This window comes from Mesorhizobium sp. WSM4813, from assembly GCF_055811555.1.
Window position 1 is genome coordinate 14010 of the sequence record NZ_JBVVQU010000053.1, and the last position, 15676, is coordinate 29685.

The following is a 15676-nucleotide window of genomic DNA, read 5'->3' on the forward strand; positions in this document are numbered from 1 at the left end:
TTTTCCTCCCGTCACGCCGCAACGATTTGGCAGAGCGTACACTTCGGCTCCTGCATCCCCGTCACCGGGTCGTAGCCGTAGGTGGTGATGCTGTTGGCGCTCTCTCCCAGAACATATGGATCGGAGCCCTGCGGATAGTGAGCCCGCAGATCCTTGCCCTGGAACCAGCCACCGAAATGGAAGGGCATGAAAGCGACGCCCCGGCCGACGCGCTCCGTGACCAGGGCCTTCACCCGCGCCCTCGAGTTGTTCTCCGCACCATTCACCCAAACCCAAGTCCCATCGCCGATGCCGCGTTCGGACGCATCGGCCGGGTTGATCTCGACGAACATCTCCTGCTGCAGCTCGGCCAGCCATCTGTTCGACCGCGTTTCCTCGCCCCCGCCTTCATATTCGACGAGCCGGCCGCTGGTCAGGATCAGCGGGAATGTCTTGGCGATGCCCTTTTCCACCGCCGCCTGCTGCACGCTGAATCCTATGTTCGGCAGCCGGAACTGTGTGGCGTCGGGATAGGTCGGATATTTTGCGACCAGGTCCACCTTCGGAGAGTAGATCGGCTCGCGATGGATCGGCACTGGGTCGGGCAGGTTCCACGCTACTGCGCGAGCTTTGCCGTTGCCGTAAGGATGGCAGCCATGGCTGAGTACGACACGCTGGATGCCGCCTGACAGGTCTGTCGACCACGAGACCTTGTTGATGTCGTCGCCGATCTTTTCGATCACGGCGCGTTCTTCCGCCGTCAGATCCTTGTCCCAGCCGAGTTTCTTGAGCACGGCCATGGTGAACTCCGGATAGCCGTCGGTGAGTTCCGAGCCTTGCGTGTACGAACCTTCCGCCAGGAGGGTTTTGCCGTTGCGTTCGACGCCGAAGCGGGCGCGGAACGGGCTACCGCCGTCCATGACATGCAGGCCGGTGCTGTAAAGATTGGCCGTACCCGGGTGGCGGATCTCCGGCTTGCCCCAACATGGCCAGGGCAAGCCGTAATAGTCGCCACCGACCTCGGGATCATCTTTCGGAGCGCGCATCGTCACCAGGTCGAACTTGTGCTGGTTCTTCATATGCGCCTTGAGCCGCTCCGGCGACTGACCGCAATAGCCCGTCGACCAGCTCCCGCGATTCATCTCGCGCAGCACCTCCTCCGGCACCGGCCGGTCGCCCTCGACGGCTATTTTCTTGAACATCTTGTCGGCAAGCCCGAGCTTCTTCGACAAGAGATAGATGACCTGGTAATCGTCCTTCTGCTCGAAGCTAGGCTTTACGATCTGCTCGCCCCACTGGATCGCCCGATTTGAGGCGACGCGCGAGCCTGACGTCTCGAACTGTGTGCAGACCGGCAAGAGATAAGTGTTGTCCTGACGCCCCGCCTCCACCGCCAGTGATGCCCAGGTCGTGGGATGGGGATCGGCGACAACAAGCAACTCCAGGCCTGTCAAGCCTTTCATCGATTCCGGAATACGAGCGATACTGTTGCTGGCGTGGCCCTGAATGAACATAGCACGCATGCTGTCGCGCTGCCCGATTTCGTCCTTGGGCAGCGCGACGGAATCGAACCACCTTGTCAGCGGAATGCCAGGGGTTTCCATGGCTTCCTTCGAGTCGAATTGGCTCAGCAGGTCCTCGTAGGGGATCTCCCAGACGCGCGACCAATGCTTCCAGGCGCCTTCCGTCAATCCGTAATAGAAGGGCAGGGTAACCACATCGAGCCCGATATCCGTCGCGCCCTGTACGTTGTCGTGGCCACGGAAGATGTTCGCGCCCGTACCCGGCTTGCCGACATTGCCGGTGGCGAGACACAGGATGCAGCTCGCGCGCGTATTGGCGGTACCCACCGTGTGGTGTGTCTGGCCCATGCACCAGATCATCGTCGACGGCTTCTGCGTGGCGAACAGCTCGGCGACGCGCTTCACCTGATCACCAGGCACGCCGGTGATCTGCTCCACCTCCTCCGGCGTGTACTTGGCGACTTCCTTGCGGACCTCATCCATCCCGTAGACGCGCTGCGCGATGAATTCCTTGTCTTCCCAGCCGTTCTCGAAGATGTGCCAAAGCATGCCCCACAGCAGCGCTATGTCAGTGCCGGACCGGAACCGGACGTACTCGGTCGCATGGGCGGCGGTGCGCGTGAATCGGGGATCGATGACGATCAGATTGGCTTTGTTGAGTTCCTTGCCTTCCAGCAGATGCTGCATCGCTATCGGATGCGCCTCAGCCGGGTTGCCGCCCATGATGATCATGGTCTTTGAATTGCGAATATCGTTGAAGGAGTTCGTCATCGCGCCGTAGCCCCAGGTGTTGGCGACGCCGGCGACGGTCGTCGAATGACAGATGCGGGCCTGGTGGTCCTGATTGTTTGTTCCCCACAGGGCCGCGAGCTTGCGGAAGAGATAGGTTCCTTCGTTGGAAAACTTGGCCGACCCCATCCAGTAGACGGATTCCGGGCCGGACTTTTCACGGATCTCGAGCAGTTTGTCGCCGATCCCATTGATTGCGTCGTCCCAGGAGACACGCTCCCACTGCCCTGCAGCGAGCTTCATCGGGTATTTCAGTCGACGGTCGCTGTGTACGAGCTCGCGTACGCTTGCTCCCTTGGCGCAATGGGAGCCACGGTTGATCGGGCTGTCCCACGAAGGCTCCTGACCGGTCCAAACCCCGTTCTGGACTTCGGCGGTAACGGTGCAGCCGACCGCGCAATGCGTGCAGATGCTTTTCTTGAGTTCTATGGGCTCTCCCGGCTGCGGCGGACTGATGGCCGCCGCCTTTTGAACGGTGCCGAGCTGGAACGACCCGATTGCAGCCATTCCGCCGGCCACGAGACCGGAACGGCGAAGGAAGGTTCGCCGATCGATGGGAGCGGAGGCGACCGTTCCCATCAGCGTGTGCAATCTTGTGCGGTTCGCCTGACCGCTCTTGCGCTTGGTCAGCATGGCGCTCTCACTTCTTCAACGTCTCATAACCGTTCACACGGTAGAATGCCTTGACGTGATCGGTCTCGCGGTAGCGGGCTCTCGTCTCCTCCTCGCCGGGATCATAAGCTTGCGCTTCTCCGGGGCTGAGCGTCACGGCGGCCACGGCGGTCGTGGACGCGCCGCCGAAGGCGCGAAGGAAATTGCGGCGGTTCATTGCCGTCTGTTTCTTTTCCTGCATCTGCGATCCTCCCTATCTGTCGACGCGATCAGGTCACGAGCTTCGTCGCGCCTCCATGGTGAAGCCCTCGGCTTCGATGTCGATGAGAATCCGCCCCAATACGCCCACTGCCCGGTAAAACCTGGCAGACGGCGCGTTCTCCAGATCGGCGAAGAAGCGGCTCGCCCAAGGCGCGATGTGCCGTTCAAAGAAGTCCCGCTCCTCGCCAGCGGGAACCACGAAATGTGTGGCGGCAAAGCCGCTCATGATCTCGAATAGCGTGCCGAGATGATCTTCCGGGTCAAAATGACTGTCGGCGCGTTCAAGGCCGAGGCGCTTCATGTCCGCGCGTAAACGGGCAAGTGGCCGTTCGTTGAGAAAGCCCGTCAGGTAGTATGAGGCGTAGGGAAGGAGTTCGCCGCGCCCGACCCCGATGAAGAGCTTGAAATACTCGCGACTGACCGCTGTCGGGGAGGCCGAAGCCGCCGCCTGGCCGAGTGCGGCATGAGCCAGGCCGAGCGGGGTCTCGGTGTCGCCCAGCAAACCGGAAAGCCGCGCCATAAGGTTTGCATCCGGAGCGGCTAGGAGAAGCGTGGCGAGCAGCGCGTACTCATCCGCGCGTGCGCTGTTCACGTCGTCGACGTCAGCGTCTTTAACGCCGGGAACCAGAGCGTCAGCTCCGCACGACGTGCCAATTGCCTCCTCTAGGCGCAAGTCTGGGTTCATGTACTGACCTCGACCGTGCCCCTCAACGAGTGGGTAAAGTGAATACTAGTGCCCCGCCCGGCAATTGCAACAGCGACTGTGCCAAAATGGCAACAAATCCAGATCAGCGCGGCATGGCGCCGCCATGGCGTCGCTGGCGATCGATCGGCGATGATTCCGCGGCGCCGGCGCCATCGTCGCGGTCGATGGCGGTCCCGGCGCCGTCGGCCGAAGGAGATTCGGGGTTTGCCGGTTCGATCGAACTGTCCGGCGTGACAGAATCCGACCCATCGGCTGAGGCGTTCACGCCCTCGTCCGCCAAAACGGCGCTGGTCGCTGGCGCCGTCTCCGGCGCCTGCGAAGCCATGGCGGCGGGTGCCGGATCGGTCGGGTTGCCGCCGTTCGACAGGAAATCCACGACAGCTTCGCTGGATGCTTTCAAGGGGCCGAATCCCGCCATGGATCCAGGGCTGTTGAAGTCCCAGGCATATTCGGAAGGCCCGATATGATCACGAATTGCCGGATCGAGCGACCACATCTTGCGCAATGCGGCGCGCTTCAACATCTTGGGAACGCCTTTGCGCAGGAAGGCCGAAAGATCGCTTTGGGCGGTCAAATCCTCGACACGAGGGAGCGGCTCGGCAGGCTCGGCGGCCTCCGGCTCGGAAATTGCTGGTGCAAGCTGCTCCCCAACACCCGATGGCGCCACAGCTGCGTCAGGCGCAAGCTGATCCTTCTGCGGCTCCGCAGTCGCGCTGTAACGCGCCGCCTGTTTTCGGCGCGACCAGCGGGCGAAGACATTGTCACTTCCCGCGCTCATTCGGCATCATCCATCGTTCCGGAGCGAGGACCGCGCCTCGCCAGGGCGTTGCTGTCCGCCCGATCGCGCTTGCGCTTGATGAAAGGACGCTCAACGTGATGCGTCTCGATGAAGGCGGCCACCCATTGCTGAAGCTCGATCGGCATTGGCACCGCCTCAATGACGTCGGGGCCAGCCTCTGTCAGCGACTCGCCTTCGAAAGGGTCAGCGGTCACCAGGTGCAGCACAACTCCGGGTGGAGCATCGCTCGACCGGAGCGCGATCCAGAGGCTAGGCCGCCCCGAACAGAGGTTATCCCGGTACATGCCCGTGTCGCACCCGAAGAGCTCGAGCTGGAAAGTTCCGGCATAAAGGCGCGTCAGGCCGTCGGATTCGTGCAGCACTGACCATGGCGCAGCGCTCGGCGCGCCCGCCAGCACGGCCACGGGCACCCAGACATGGTCGACCCACGGGCTGTTCAGGGCCCGTCGCTCGACGATCACCCCGACTTCCGTAGCCTCCCGCACCATGGCACCAATCCTCCTAGTTCACCGTGCCCGGGGCGCGAAACGGCAGGCCTGCGACGAGGTTCTGCGGCTTCATGCGGATCGTTCGGTCGGCGGTCATGGCCATAATGAGCCAGACGGGCTTGGCACCCACTTCCGGCTGAACTTCGCCTATGTCGGAAAAAGTGAGCCGGAATAGTGCAATGACGCGCTTTGCTGCCTCCGGGTCAAGTTCACCGCCGGCCCAGAGCGTATTGCCGATGCGGGTCGCTTCGGCGTCGAGGCCGACGAACCAGACCCAGTCCTTGTCCTCGATCCGCTCCACCGGCTCGATCTCCACGCCCACCGCCACAAGATGGCGAATCCAAATCTCCATTGCGGTCGCAAGGCCGCGCCGGGCGGGGCTCCGGGCGCTGCCGAGCTTGAGCACCATATCGAAAGCGTCGCTCCTGGCGAAGTAACTCTCGGGATTCTTCTCGTCGAGTATCTCGAATTCCGTGACAGCTGGGCCACCAAGCATGTTGAGGAGCGGCGAGGCATGGCGGTTCTGTTCGTGCAGTTCGATGGTTTCAGCATCGGCGAGAAGCACAGCCCCCTCGTGAGACGTCACGCGTTGCGGCCGATAAAACAGCTCAGCGGCCCGCAGAACGCAGGCGTCGTGCTGACCATCCAACGCATTGCGCAGCACGACCTGGGCAAGCTGGTTCATGAACAGCGGCGGGATGTTTTCCGCCGAGCCACGCGCCAGCGCGAGATATGCGGCTTCGAGTGAGGGAGCGGCCAGCACATGGTCGCGAAAGGCAATCATGAACTCCCAGTTCTCGCGCGCATCCGGATCCTCCAGGGCGGCGATCTCCTCCTTTGCCACCGGCCGGCGCGGATGATGCATCAAAAGTTCGTGATGCAGGCGCAACTCCGCCGTGCAGGCGGATTCGGGGGGGAGAAGCTCTGGCCGAGCAAAATATGCCTTCAGAAAGGAGTCGGTCACGAGCAGGCGCCCGGCCTCATCTCTGTCGAGAAGGTGATGACCTGAGGAAACCCAGAAATCCTTCACTTCTGCCTCCCGGCAAGTGCAAGGAGATCGAACCTTTCCGTCGACGCGTCTTCGCCCTCGATTTCGACGAAGCGGAATGCCGTTGCCGGCTCCAGCCGGCTCGCCTTGCGATGCAGGGTGCGGAACGACTCTCGTATGCCGGCCTGTTCGCAGGTGCGGTTGACCCCAATCAGCGTGTTGGGCGGGTGGTCGCACAGCGACTGCGCGAAGGCTATCTCCTCTTCGGCGGCGGCGCGCGCCGTTTCGATGTCCGGCGCACCGCATCGCACCACAAGCTGCTCGGCCAGCCGATCGACGGCTGCCGCGCGATCATGCGCGGTCGCGTCCGTGACCACGACGAGGGTGGACCAGCCGAAGCTGTCAATGCCGAGGAACCCGGCGCGGAATGCCTGCCGTGCCTTGCCGGAAAGCGTGGTCGTATTGGCGCCGAAGAACAGGAAGGTGCCGGTCACCGCCCATTCGCCTGGTTCTGCAGCGCGCGAATAGACAAACGTGTCCGAAGCGTCGAGGCGGATCGTTCGCGGCAGCTTCAAAGCCATGGCGTTCCCGTCCTCGGATCGAGCCAGGAAGGCCTGGCAAGCGCTTCGGGCAGGCTTTTTCGCTCGCCAAGCCTTTGGGAGGCCACGTGGGAAATCAGCAGATCCCCGTTACCGGCAAGCTCTGTATGCTCATCGCCCTTTCGGGGCAGCCGATCGAGCCAGCGGCTGGCGATCGAACCGAAGCCGGTGTCGCTCCATTCGTGGAATGCCGCCATCAGATGGCGGGAGAAGCTCGCAACGATCTCACCGGCATCGAGCGCAGCGAAGCCTAGTTCGTCAAGCGCGCCACGCAGCGGACGCAGACCGGGCTCGCCGGCGCGGATGACGGCGGTGCGGATCATGCCGGAGAACACGAGCCAGTTGGGGATCTCGTGCTCCTGTGCCCCTTCTGGCCAGCCCAGGCGGGCGCCTCCGACGAGAACTCCGTCGACGCGAATGGTGTCTGGCCAGTCGAAGGTGATGGGCCGCGACGGCGGAGCATGGACCGCAAGCGCATCGGCGAGCGCGTTCATGCCTGCATAGATTGCGCGACGCGCTTCATCCAAGGGCTCCTCAGGCTCTAGCACCACTGCGAATTCGGCCAGATCGTAGCGGCGCACCCAGGCGAGCGTGCCTGCGCCTTCCTCTGCCGCGATCGCGCAGGCATGCGCGAAGGCGTCGCCAGCCTCTCTGAGCGGCACGAGGCTGTAAGGCGGTGGCAGTTGGAGGCCGCTGACAGATGGGCGCATAGGTGCCGATCCATATTTTGATGACGGCGACTGTAATGTCTTTATAATACTTCCAAGGAAGAGGCGCTACCGCGTGGGCAAGGAAGATGCCACGGGAGTCGGAATGAGCCTGGCCAAACGACCCACGGTCCTGGTCTGCTCCTGCGAGCGGAGCATGCCGGGCTTCGGCGCCAGCGTCGCCCGCGGATGCCCGGGCGCACGGGTCGAGGCGGGGGACCAGTTCTGCGGCGCGGAGCTCGACCGGGTGCGCAGCGCGCTGGGCAGCGGCGAAGCTGTCACCATCAGCTGCACGCAACAGGCGCCGCTTTTCGGCGAACTCGCCGAGGAACTCGGTTTCGCAGGCGATCTGGTTTTCGCAAACATTCGCGAGACAGGGGGCTGGTCGCAAGGCGCGGCTGCCGCCGGCCCGAAAGCGGCGGCTCTGCTCGCTATGGCTGCCGAACCCGCTTCGGCACCCGCGCTCGTTACACTTTCGAGCAATGGTGTCGTCCTGGTCTATGGCTGCGACGCAACGGCGATCGATGCGGGCCGGCAACTCGCCGAGAAGCTGGACGTCACTGTGTTGCTTAGCCGTCCAGGCGAAATTGCGCCGCACCGGGTCTGGGATTTTCCCGTCATGCAGGGCACGATCCGCAAGGCGCGGGGCCATCTTGGCGCCTTCGAGCTGACGGTCGACGATTTCGCGGCGCCCAGTCCATCTTCGCGCGATCGGCTTCGCTTCGGGATGCCGCGCGATGGTGCGGTCTCGAACGCCGACATCATCCTTGATCTCTCAGGCGGAGTTCCGTTTTTCCCTGCTCCTGAATTGCGCGACGGCTACGTGAAGGCCGATCCCGGCGATCGCGCCTCCGTCGCCACTGCGATCGCAAGGGCAGCCGACTTGCTAGGCGAGTTCGACAAGCCGCGCTTCATCGATTTCTCCGCCGATCTGTGCGCCCATTCGAGATCCCACATCACCGGCTGCACGCGGTGCCTCGACCTGTGCCCGACAGGGGCTATAACGCCTGCCGGCAACCACGTCGCGATCAATGCGGAAGTATGCGCCGGCTGCGGCAGCTGCGCGGCGGCATGTCCCACGGGTGCTGCGGCCTACGCCGTGCCGGATGCAGAATCGCTGCTCCGGCGGCTGCGGACGCTTCTGTTCACCTATCAGGAGGCGGGCGGCCTGGATGCGATCGTGCTTTTCCATGATGTCGGCCATGGCGAGCCGCTGATCGACGCTCTCGCCCGGTTCGGCGCGGGTCTGCCCGCAAATGTCCTGCCGGTCGCGGTGAACGAGATAACTCAGTTAGGGGTCGAGGCGTGGACCGCGCCGGTCGCCTGGGGCGCTTGCGCCGTAAGGGCGCTGTCCTCGGCCAAGCCAAGGCATGAGCTTACGGGGATTGCCGCAAACATCGCAATCGGCAACCTTCTGACCCGGTCTCTCGGTTATGGCGCGGAGGTCTGCGGAATGATCGAAGCGGACGATCCCGACATCCTCGCCTCGGCGCTCGACCTGATTACCCCAGACGTTGCGTCGCGGCGTCCGGCGGCATTCCTGCCGATCGGCAAGAAGCGCAGCTTGCTGACGAGCACCATGGTCGAGCTGCATCGAGCTGCGCCGACGCCTGTCGACCGCGTGGCGTTGCCTGCTGGAGCTCCGTTCGGCGGCCTGGACGTCAATGTCGACGGCTGCACGCTCTGCCTCTCTTGTGTATCAGCCTGTCCAACAGGGGCGCTTTCCGACAGCGAGCAGCAACCGGCCTTATATTTTTCCGAGAGCGCCTGCGTGCAGTGCGGCCTTTGCGCCGCGACCTGCCCGGAGAAGGTCATCACCTTGACGCCGCAGGTGGATTTCCAGGCATGGGGCGCTCGCAGCCGGGTTGTGAAGCAAGAGGAGCCGTACAACTGCATCCGCTGCGCGAAGCCGTTCGGCACAAGGAGCACTGTCGAGCGGATCGTCGCGAAGCTCGAAGGCAAACACTGGATGTTTGCAGGCGAGAACGCACGGCGGCTCGACCTTGTACGGATGTGCGACAATTGCCGTGTCGATGCGGCAATGAATGAGGGCTTCGATCCTTATGCAGGCCCTGGTCGCTCGCCGCCGCGAACCACGGAAGACTATCTGCGGGAGCGCAAGGCCTCGGGCGATGACGCGGTCTGAGCCCTAGTCAGTACGTGTCTCGGCCTTAAGAAAGCGGATCAGGGCTGCCCGGTCCTCGGCGTTGCTGATCGTCTGTTCAGGCATCTTGGTGCCGGGGGTGTAGGCGTTCGGACCCAACTCGAACAACTCCGACACGGTTTCCGGTGTCCAGACGATGTCCATTTTTCTGAAAGCGGGCGAATAGTGGTAACCCGGCACGGATGCTATTTTGCGCCCGAAAATGCCATGCAGCGTGGGCCCGGCTCGATTGCCGTCGTTCGGGTCGAGCGTATGGCAAGCAACGCAGGCGCGAAATACTTCCGCGTCCGGATTACCCGCGTATCTGGCCATCGGATCGGCTCTGCCGGCCGTAGCTGCCCCAATGCGCTCGCCCGTCTCGATGTTCCATTCCCGCACCAGATGGTCGGCGCCACCAGCCAGAAGCGTCTTGCCGCCAGCCGCGAACGCAAGCGACCATACCGCCACGCCGGATGTGTCGAGAGTGCGGATTGTGGAGAGGCTCATAGCGTCCAGCAACAGGATTTCATCACCGATGCCGGCGGCGGCGAGATAGTTCGCGTCTGGCGCAGCCGCGAGAGCAATCACCGGTTTGCGTAAGACCTGAACTTCTAACTGCACTTTGCCGCGTCGATCGAGCAACCGTACCCGCCCGTCCGCACTTCCGACGAACAGCCGGTCGCCGGGCGCTCTTACAAGCGTGTTGAGCGGCGTCGGCATGACGGCCCGAACCGGCGGCGCCCCAGCCTGGCTCGGCCAAAAGATGACTGTCGCGTCATAGCCGGCACTGACGAGGGTTGCGTCCGCCAGGAAGGCGAGTGCATTCACGTTTGCGCCATGGCCTTGCAGGACGCGCGCTTTCCCACCAGCAAGGGGCCAGAGCCGGACGGTGGTGTCCCAGGACGCCGAAGCCAGCATCGATCCGTCGGGTGACAGTTCGAGGTCGGCGACAGGTCCGGTGTGACCCTCCAGAATTTGGGCCGGCTCGCCTCGACCGATTTGCCAGATCGCGATGCGACCATCCGCACCGGCGCTGGCAAAGCGCCCGTTCGGCAGTGCGGCCACAGCACTTACCTCACCTTCATGAAAGAGCAGCACGTCGCGCGCTTCGCCGGTCTCCAGCGACCAGACGATCGCCTTGGTGTCAAAACTGCCGGTTGCCACCGCCTTTCCGTCCGGCGCCACGGAAATCGCCCGCACGGGACCGCCATGCCCGCGCAGTTCGGCACTATGTGCCGTCGCACCGGCGAGGAAAACAGCAGCGAGCAAAGCTATTGCGAGCGTCTTATGCATTGCGCATCATACGGTTCCGTGTTCCGCTGGCCGGCAGCGCCTTCGCCGGGAGAGCAGCATGCGATCGCACCCGACCAGCCGCACCGTTACAGCTATTAGAGGCAATCATATGACCCAAAACATGGAAACCGATCCCTTCAACGTGTCGATGCGCAAGTTCCTGAAGCAGGTCGGCGTAACCTCGCAGCAGGCGATCGAAAAGGCCGTGGCGGATGGGGGACTGAAAGGGCAGGGGCGCCTGACTGTGAGGGCCGTGATTACGGCTGAACGCGCCGGTCTGCACCACGTCGTCGAAGGTGAAATCGACCTTGGTTGAATAGGCGGGGCGGCGCGCCCGGCGCCCATTGACACCCACCTTAATGGAAGAACCGGACCTGCCCGGCCGCGCTCGTGTCATACCCCGTGAGTTCTGCCGCGCGCCGGGCGAAGCTGTCCTGGGTCATGAGGCGGATCAGCGCCTGGATCGAAGGCTGGAAATAGGTTCGCTGCCGCATCAGCAGATCGAAATCCTCCCACGCCAAAGATACGAACTCGAGGCCGGCGGCGCGTGCGGCGGCGCGTGTGGCGATGCCGCAATCGGCCCGCCCGGTCCGGATCGCGGCAGCGAGATCGGGCCCTGTCAGGCATGGCGGCGCGAGCCGGTTCAACCGATTCTGGCTGGCGCCGGCGCGGGCGACCAGGACGTCCAGCAGCATTTGGGCTCCGGCCCCGGTCTGACGCACCGCCATTTTGGCGCCGCTTTCAAGGACATCGGCCAGGCTGTTGAGCGATCGGGGGTTGCCCGGCGGCAGCAGCAGCCCCTGTTCTCGCCGCGTGAAACCGATCAGCACCGCATCGTGCAGCCGCGGCATTGCGCGCGCGGCCTCCACATTTGGGTCGGCTGCATCATTATGGAAATGGATCGCCGCAGCGGCGACTTCGCCACGCAAAAGACGCGCAACGCCGGCTCCCGTCCCCTCGGTCAGCGAGGCGAGGCCGGAGCCTGCCTGGCGAAGGCTCCATTCAAGCAGATCGTCCTGGCTGCCGCCGACTATGGGCGGCGGCTCGGGCGGAATCATTCCCTCAGGATGCACCAATCCCGAGAGAACCCACCGGTCGAGTTCGTTGCGCGGAAACAGCCACTTGCCCGTCACTTTGCTGCACGGGATCCTGTTGGTGGCGACCAGTTCGTAAAGCTTGCGTTCGCCCAGGCGCAAATAGTCTGAGGCTTCTGCAGTCGTCAGCAAATCCATCCTGCAAGGTTATGCATATTCCTGCGCAAGTTCAATTGTTTGACGAATGTGGAAAAAATGCAGCAAAAATAGCAGGGTGGCGCGGCGCAGGTGAACGGGAATGTCAGAAGGCCTAAGTGCATGGCAGCTTATCGCGAACGGCGACGCGACGCTGATATCGATAGTGCGTCTTTCGCTAACCATCACCATGGCCGCCGTTGCAATTGCAGCCGTCGCGGGACTGCCGCTCGGGGCGTTGCTGGCGCTGACGCGTTTTCCGGGACGTTCCGCGCTCGTCGTACTCGTTAACGGCTTCATGGGCCTGCCGCCCGTTGTCGTCGGCCTGACCGTCTACCTGATGTTATCGCGATCAGGGCCGCTCGGCGAGTTCGGCCTGCTGTTCACACCGGCCGCCATGGTCATCGCGCAGGCGCTTCTCGTCCTGCCTATCATCGCGGCGCTGACGCGCCAGACCATCGAGGATTTGTGGCGCGAATATCGCGACGAACTGACAGCGATGGGCGTCGGTCCGACAGGCAGGGTGGCGACGCTCTTGTGGGACAGCCGTTTCAGCCTCATCACCGCAATGCTCGCCGGCTTCGGGCGGGCGGCGGCCGAAGTCGGCACAGTAATAATCGTCGGCGGCAACATAGAGGGCTTTACACGAACCATGACGACCACGATCGCGCTTGAAACCTCAAAGGGAGACCTGCCGCTCGCGATGGGGCTCGGCGTCATCCTGATCGGTCTCATCCTTGCCATCAATGCCGCTGCCTGGGGCCTGCGAGCGTGGTCGGAGCAACGGGTGGCTTGATGATGCGTGCCTCGCTTACCGACCTTCCTCTCATTCTGGACCACGTCTCGCTCAGCGCCGGCGCCACGACTATGCTTGACCGCGTGAACCTGGCGATTACCCCTGGCGCGCCGACACTCGTGCTCGGTCCCAATGGGGCGGGCAAGACGTCACTGCTTAGGGTTTGCATGGGACTTGCCGCGCCTTCCGCAGGAACTGTGAGTTGGGGTGGACGTACCGATCGCGGGCTAGGGCGCCGCGCAATGCTGCTCCAGAAACCGGTTATGCTGCGCCGCTCCGTCGCCGCCAACGTGGCCTACGCACTGGCGCAAGCTGGTTGTCCGCGCCACCGTCGCGCGGCGCGCACCGAGGAACTTCTCGACCGTGTGGGGCTTCTGGGCTTGGCGGCGCGACCTGCGCGGCGCTTATCCAGCGGCGAGCAACAGCGCGTGGCGCTTGCCCGCGCACTGGCGCGCGAACCCGAGATCCTGCTGCTCGATGAGCCCACCGCCAGCCTTGATCCCGCGGCTACCCGCCATGTCGAGGAGATCATCCTCATGGCCTCCCAATCGGGCACCAAGATCGTCATGGCTTCGCACGATCTCGGGCAGGTGCGCCGGCTCGCGGAAGATGTCGTCTTCCTCGTTCGCGGCCGACTGTGCGAGCACGCCAGCGTCGCTGATTTTTTCGATCGCCCCTCATCCGCAGAAGCTGCCGCCTTTATCCATGGGGAACTCGTTCTCTGACCGCGGAAATGGAGCTTCCAGTGCTGAACCGTCGACTGTTTACCGCAATTGCGGTCATTTTGACTTTCCTCGCCTCCAGCGGCGCATCGGCCAGCGCACAGGAACAGTCGATCGTCGTGGCCTCGACGACCTCGACACGGGATTCCGGCCTTTTCGATCACATACTGCCTTTGTTCACCGCAAAGTCCGGTATCGAGGTGAGGGTGGTCGCGCAGGGAACCGGCCAGGCGCTCGACGCCGGCCGCCGGGGAGACGCGGACGTGGTCTTCGTCCATGCCAGGGCGCAGGAGGAGAAGTTCGTCCAGCAAGGTTTTGGCGTGAGACGCTTCGATGTGATGTACAATGATTTCGTCCTGATCGGGCCCAGAAGCGACCCGGCCGGAATCAAGGGTTCGCCAGATATCGCAGTCGCCTTGACATCGATCCAGAACAAGAAAGCCACTTTTGTTTCCCGCGGCGATAAATCGGGAACTCACTTTGCAGAACTCGCGCTCTGGAAGGCGGCAGGTGTCGACATCGCGGCGGTGAGGGGACCCTGGTACAAGGAGATAGGGCAGGGCATGGGCGCTGCGCTCAACACAGCCAGCGCCGTGGATGCCTATGTGCTTTCCGATCGCGCCACATGGCTGGCGTTCAAGAACCGCGGCGAACTGGAGATCGTGGTCGAAGGCGACAAAAGGCTGTTCAACCAGTACGGCGTCATGCTGGTGAATCCCGCGAGGCATCCGAGCGTCAAGGCTGAACCCGGCCAACGCTTCATAGATTGGCTGATCTCGCCTGAAGGACAGCAGGCGATTGGCGAATACAACATTGACGGCCAGCAACTCTTCTTCCCGAACGCTGAGCAGGAGCGCTTCTGAAGTCGGTTGCAAAGCGGTTCGCATCTGCCCCATCATCGGACATGATGAGAATGCAGCCATCCATCGGCGCGCTGACCGGTCTCGAGGCGGCTCTCGCCGCACTCCTCGACGGGGTGGCGCCGGTTGCGCCCACTCTTTTGCCGCTTGACCAGACGCTTGGGAAGATTGGGGCCGCTATGCCGCCCCTGGTCTACGCGCAGCCCACCCGCGACACGGCAAAGACAGATGGCTGGGCGTGTCGCGCCGTCGATCTTGCCGGCGCGTCGGCCTATTCGCCGCTGCCGCTGATGGCAATTCCGGTCTGGGTAGAGGCAGGCGGCGCCATGCCGGAGGGATGCGATTGCGTCCTCGATGCCGATCTCATCGATTGCAGCGGGCCGATGCCCCAGGCGATCGAGGAGGCAGCACCGGGCCAGGGGGTGCGACGCGCTGGCGAGGACATGGAGGCGGGCCGACCGCTTATAATCGCAGGGCACAGGCTGTCAGCCGCAGACCTTCTGGCCGTGCGAAGTGTGGGAATTGGCGAAATTGCGGTGCGGGCGCCGGAGGTGCGCCTGGTCGATGTCGCCGCGCCGGCGAGCGATACCTTCACGGCGCATCTTGTCGCCGACCTCGCAAGAGCCTCTGGCGCGACGGTGTTCGATACCGAAACGGTTAGGCGCGACGCCAGATCCGTCGCCAAGGCCCTTGCGAGTGCAGCCGGCGATTTGATCATCCTGATTGGAGGCACTGGTGCGGGGCGCGCCGACGCAACAGCCGACGCGCTTGCGGCGCGTGGCGCGTTAATCGCCCACAACATAGCGCTACAGCCCGGCCGAACCGCGGCGATCGGCCGGCTCGACGCGGTCCCCATCATTGCTCTGCCCGGCGCGCCCGATCAGGCCTTTGCCGCCTTTCTGGCGCTTGTTCAGCCGGCTATCGATCGCCTAACGGGCAGGAGCGCCCGGCGAGAGATGGTCTTGGCGCTGGAGCAAAAAATCTCTTCCACGGTCGGGCTGGCCGAGATCGTCCTCCTGAAGCAGGAACAAGACAGATGGGCGCCGCTTGCGATAGGAGATTTTTCTCTGGACGCGATCCGTATGGCGGATGCATGGGTTGCTATTCCAGGCGGCAGTGAGGGGTGTGCCGCGGGAACACCTGTCGGCGCCTTTGTGTTCGATGATCCCAGATGAGCCAGAC

At 63.5% G+C, this 15676-nt stretch carries 16 protein-coding genes; 6 read left to right on the forward strand and 10 right to left on the reverse strand.

Annotation, left to right across the window (positions count from 1 at the left end; genetic code table 11):
- Positions 1-11: 11 nt before the first annotated feature.
- From AC0L25_RS25360 to AC0L25_RS25395, 8 genes are all read right to left on the reverse strand, one after another.
- Positions 12-2924 (reverse strand): formate dehydrogenase subunit alpha, encoded by a 2913-nt coding sequence (locus AC0L25_RS25360; RefSeq protein ID WP_473598027.1) that lies wholly within the window; start codon positions 2922-2924, stop codon positions 12-14.
- A 7-nt stretch (positions 2925-2931) separates the two neighbouring features.
- Positions 2932-3144 carry a formate dehydrogenase gene (locus AC0L25_RS25365; protein ID WP_473598028.1) on the reverse strand — a complete coding sequence of 71 codons (213 nt, stop codon included), beginning with the start codon at positions 3142-3144 and terminating at the stop codon, positions 2932-2934.
- Positions 3145-3177: 33 nt separating this feature from the next.
- A complete protein-coding gene (locus tag AC0L25_RS25370; protein ID WP_473598029.1) occupies positions 3178-3849 on the reverse strand; it encodes a TorD/DmsD family molecular chaperone in 672 nt (223 codons plus the stop codon).
- Between the two features lie 103 nt (positions 3850-3952).
- The gene (locus AC0L25_RS25375; RefSeq protein WP_473598030.1) at positions 3953-4648 is read right to left on the reverse strand and encodes a DUF3306 domain-containing protein; all 696 of its coding nucleotides are present in this window, start codon (positions 4646-4648) and stop codon (positions 3953-3955) included.
- Positions 4645-5157 (reverse strand): DUF3305 domain-containing protein, encoded by a 513-nt coding sequence (locus tag AC0L25_RS25380; protein WP_473598031.1) that lies wholly within the window; start codon positions 5155-5157, stop codon positions 4645-4647. Before AC0L25_RS25380 ends, AC0L25_RS25375 begins: the two co-directional genes overlap by 4 nt.
- Before the next feature lie 13 nt (positions 5158-5170).
- Positions 5171-6187, reverse strand: coding sequence for a DUF6352 family protein (locus AC0L25_RS25385; protein ID WP_473598032.1), 1017 nt, complete (start codon positions 6185-6187; stop codon positions 5171-5173).
- Positions 6184-6726: a DUF6505 family protein gene (locus AC0L25_RS25390; protein WP_473598033.1), complete on the reverse strand. Its 543-nt coding sequence runs from the start codon at positions 6724-6726 to the stop codon at positions 6184-6186. The genes AC0L25_RS25385 and AC0L25_RS25390 overlap by 4 nt, the downstream gene beginning before the upstream one ends.
- The gene (locus tag AC0L25_RS25395) at positions 6717-7454 is read right to left on the reverse strand and encodes a biotin/lipoate--protein ligase family protein (protein WP_473598034.1); all 738 of its coding nucleotides are present in this window, start codon (positions 7452-7454) and stop codon (positions 6717-6719) included. Before AC0L25_RS25395 ends, AC0L25_RS25390 begins: the two co-directional genes overlap by 10 nt.
- A gap of 103 nt (positions 7455-7557) precedes the next feature.
- On the opposite strand from AC0L25_RS25395, the gene AC0L25_RS25400 reads away from it, so the two are divergent.
- Positions 7558-9597 (forward strand): 4Fe-4S binding protein, encoded by a 2040-nt coding sequence (locus AC0L25_RS25400; RefSeq protein ID WP_473598035.1) that lies wholly within the window; start codon positions 7558-7560, stop codon positions 9595-9597.
- Between the two features lie 3 nt (positions 9598-9600).
- Here the strand turns inward: AC0L25_RS25400 and AC0L25_RS25405 are convergent, their stop codons facing one another.
- Positions 9601-10887, reverse strand: coding sequence for a hypothetical protein (locus AC0L25_RS25405; RefSeq protein ID WP_473598036.1), 1287 nt, complete (start codon positions 10885-10887; stop codon positions 9601-9603).
- A gap of 109 nt (positions 10888-10996) precedes the next feature.
- Here AC0L25_RS25405 and AC0L25_RS25410 point away from each other — a divergent pair, with 109 nt between their 5' ends.
- Positions 10997-11203 carry a DUF6494 family protein gene (locus tag AC0L25_RS25410; RefSeq protein ID WP_029350232.1) on the forward strand — a complete coding sequence of 69 codons (207 nt, stop codon included), beginning with the start codon at positions 10997-10999 and terminating at the stop codon, positions 11201-11203.
- Positions 11204-11243: 40 nt separating this feature from the next.
- Here the strand turns inward: AC0L25_RS25410 and AC0L25_RS25415 are convergent, their stop codons facing one another.
- Entirely contained in the window at positions 11244-12119 is an 876-nt protein-coding gene (locus AC0L25_RS25415) for a substrate-binding domain-containing protein (RefSeq protein ID WP_473598037.1), read from the reverse strand.
- Between the two features lie 100 nt (positions 12120-12219).
- Here AC0L25_RS25415 and AC0L25_RS25420 point away from each other — a divergent pair, with 100 nt between their 5' ends.
- From AC0L25_RS25420 to AC0L25_RS25435, 4 genes are read left to right on the forward strand one after another with little or no spacing between them, the layout of a single operon-like run.
- A complete protein-coding gene (locus AC0L25_RS25420) occupies positions 12220-12912 on the forward strand; it encodes an ABC transporter permease (RefSeq protein WP_473598038.1) in 693 nt (230 codons plus the stop codon).
- A gap of 2 nt (positions 12913-12914) precedes the next feature.
- On the forward strand, positions 12915-13637 hold the full coding sequence (locus AC0L25_RS25425; RefSeq protein ID WP_473598055.1) for an ATP-binding cassette domain-containing protein: 723 nt from the start codon (positions 12915-12917) through the stop codon (positions 13635-13637).
- A gap of 8 nt (positions 13638-13645) precedes the next feature.
- Positions 13646-14497 (forward strand): ABC transporter substrate-binding protein, encoded by an 852-nt coding sequence (locus AC0L25_RS25430; RefSeq protein WP_473598039.1) that lies wholly within the window; start codon positions 13646-13648, stop codon positions 14495-14497.
- A gap of 50 nt (positions 14498-14547) precedes the next feature.
- On the forward strand, positions 14548-15669 hold the full coding sequence (locus AC0L25_RS25435) for a molybdopterin-binding protein (RefSeq protein ID WP_473598040.1): 1122 nt from the start codon (positions 14548-14550) through the stop codon (positions 15667-15669).
- The last annotated feature ends 7 nt before the right edge of the window (positions 15670-15676 follow it).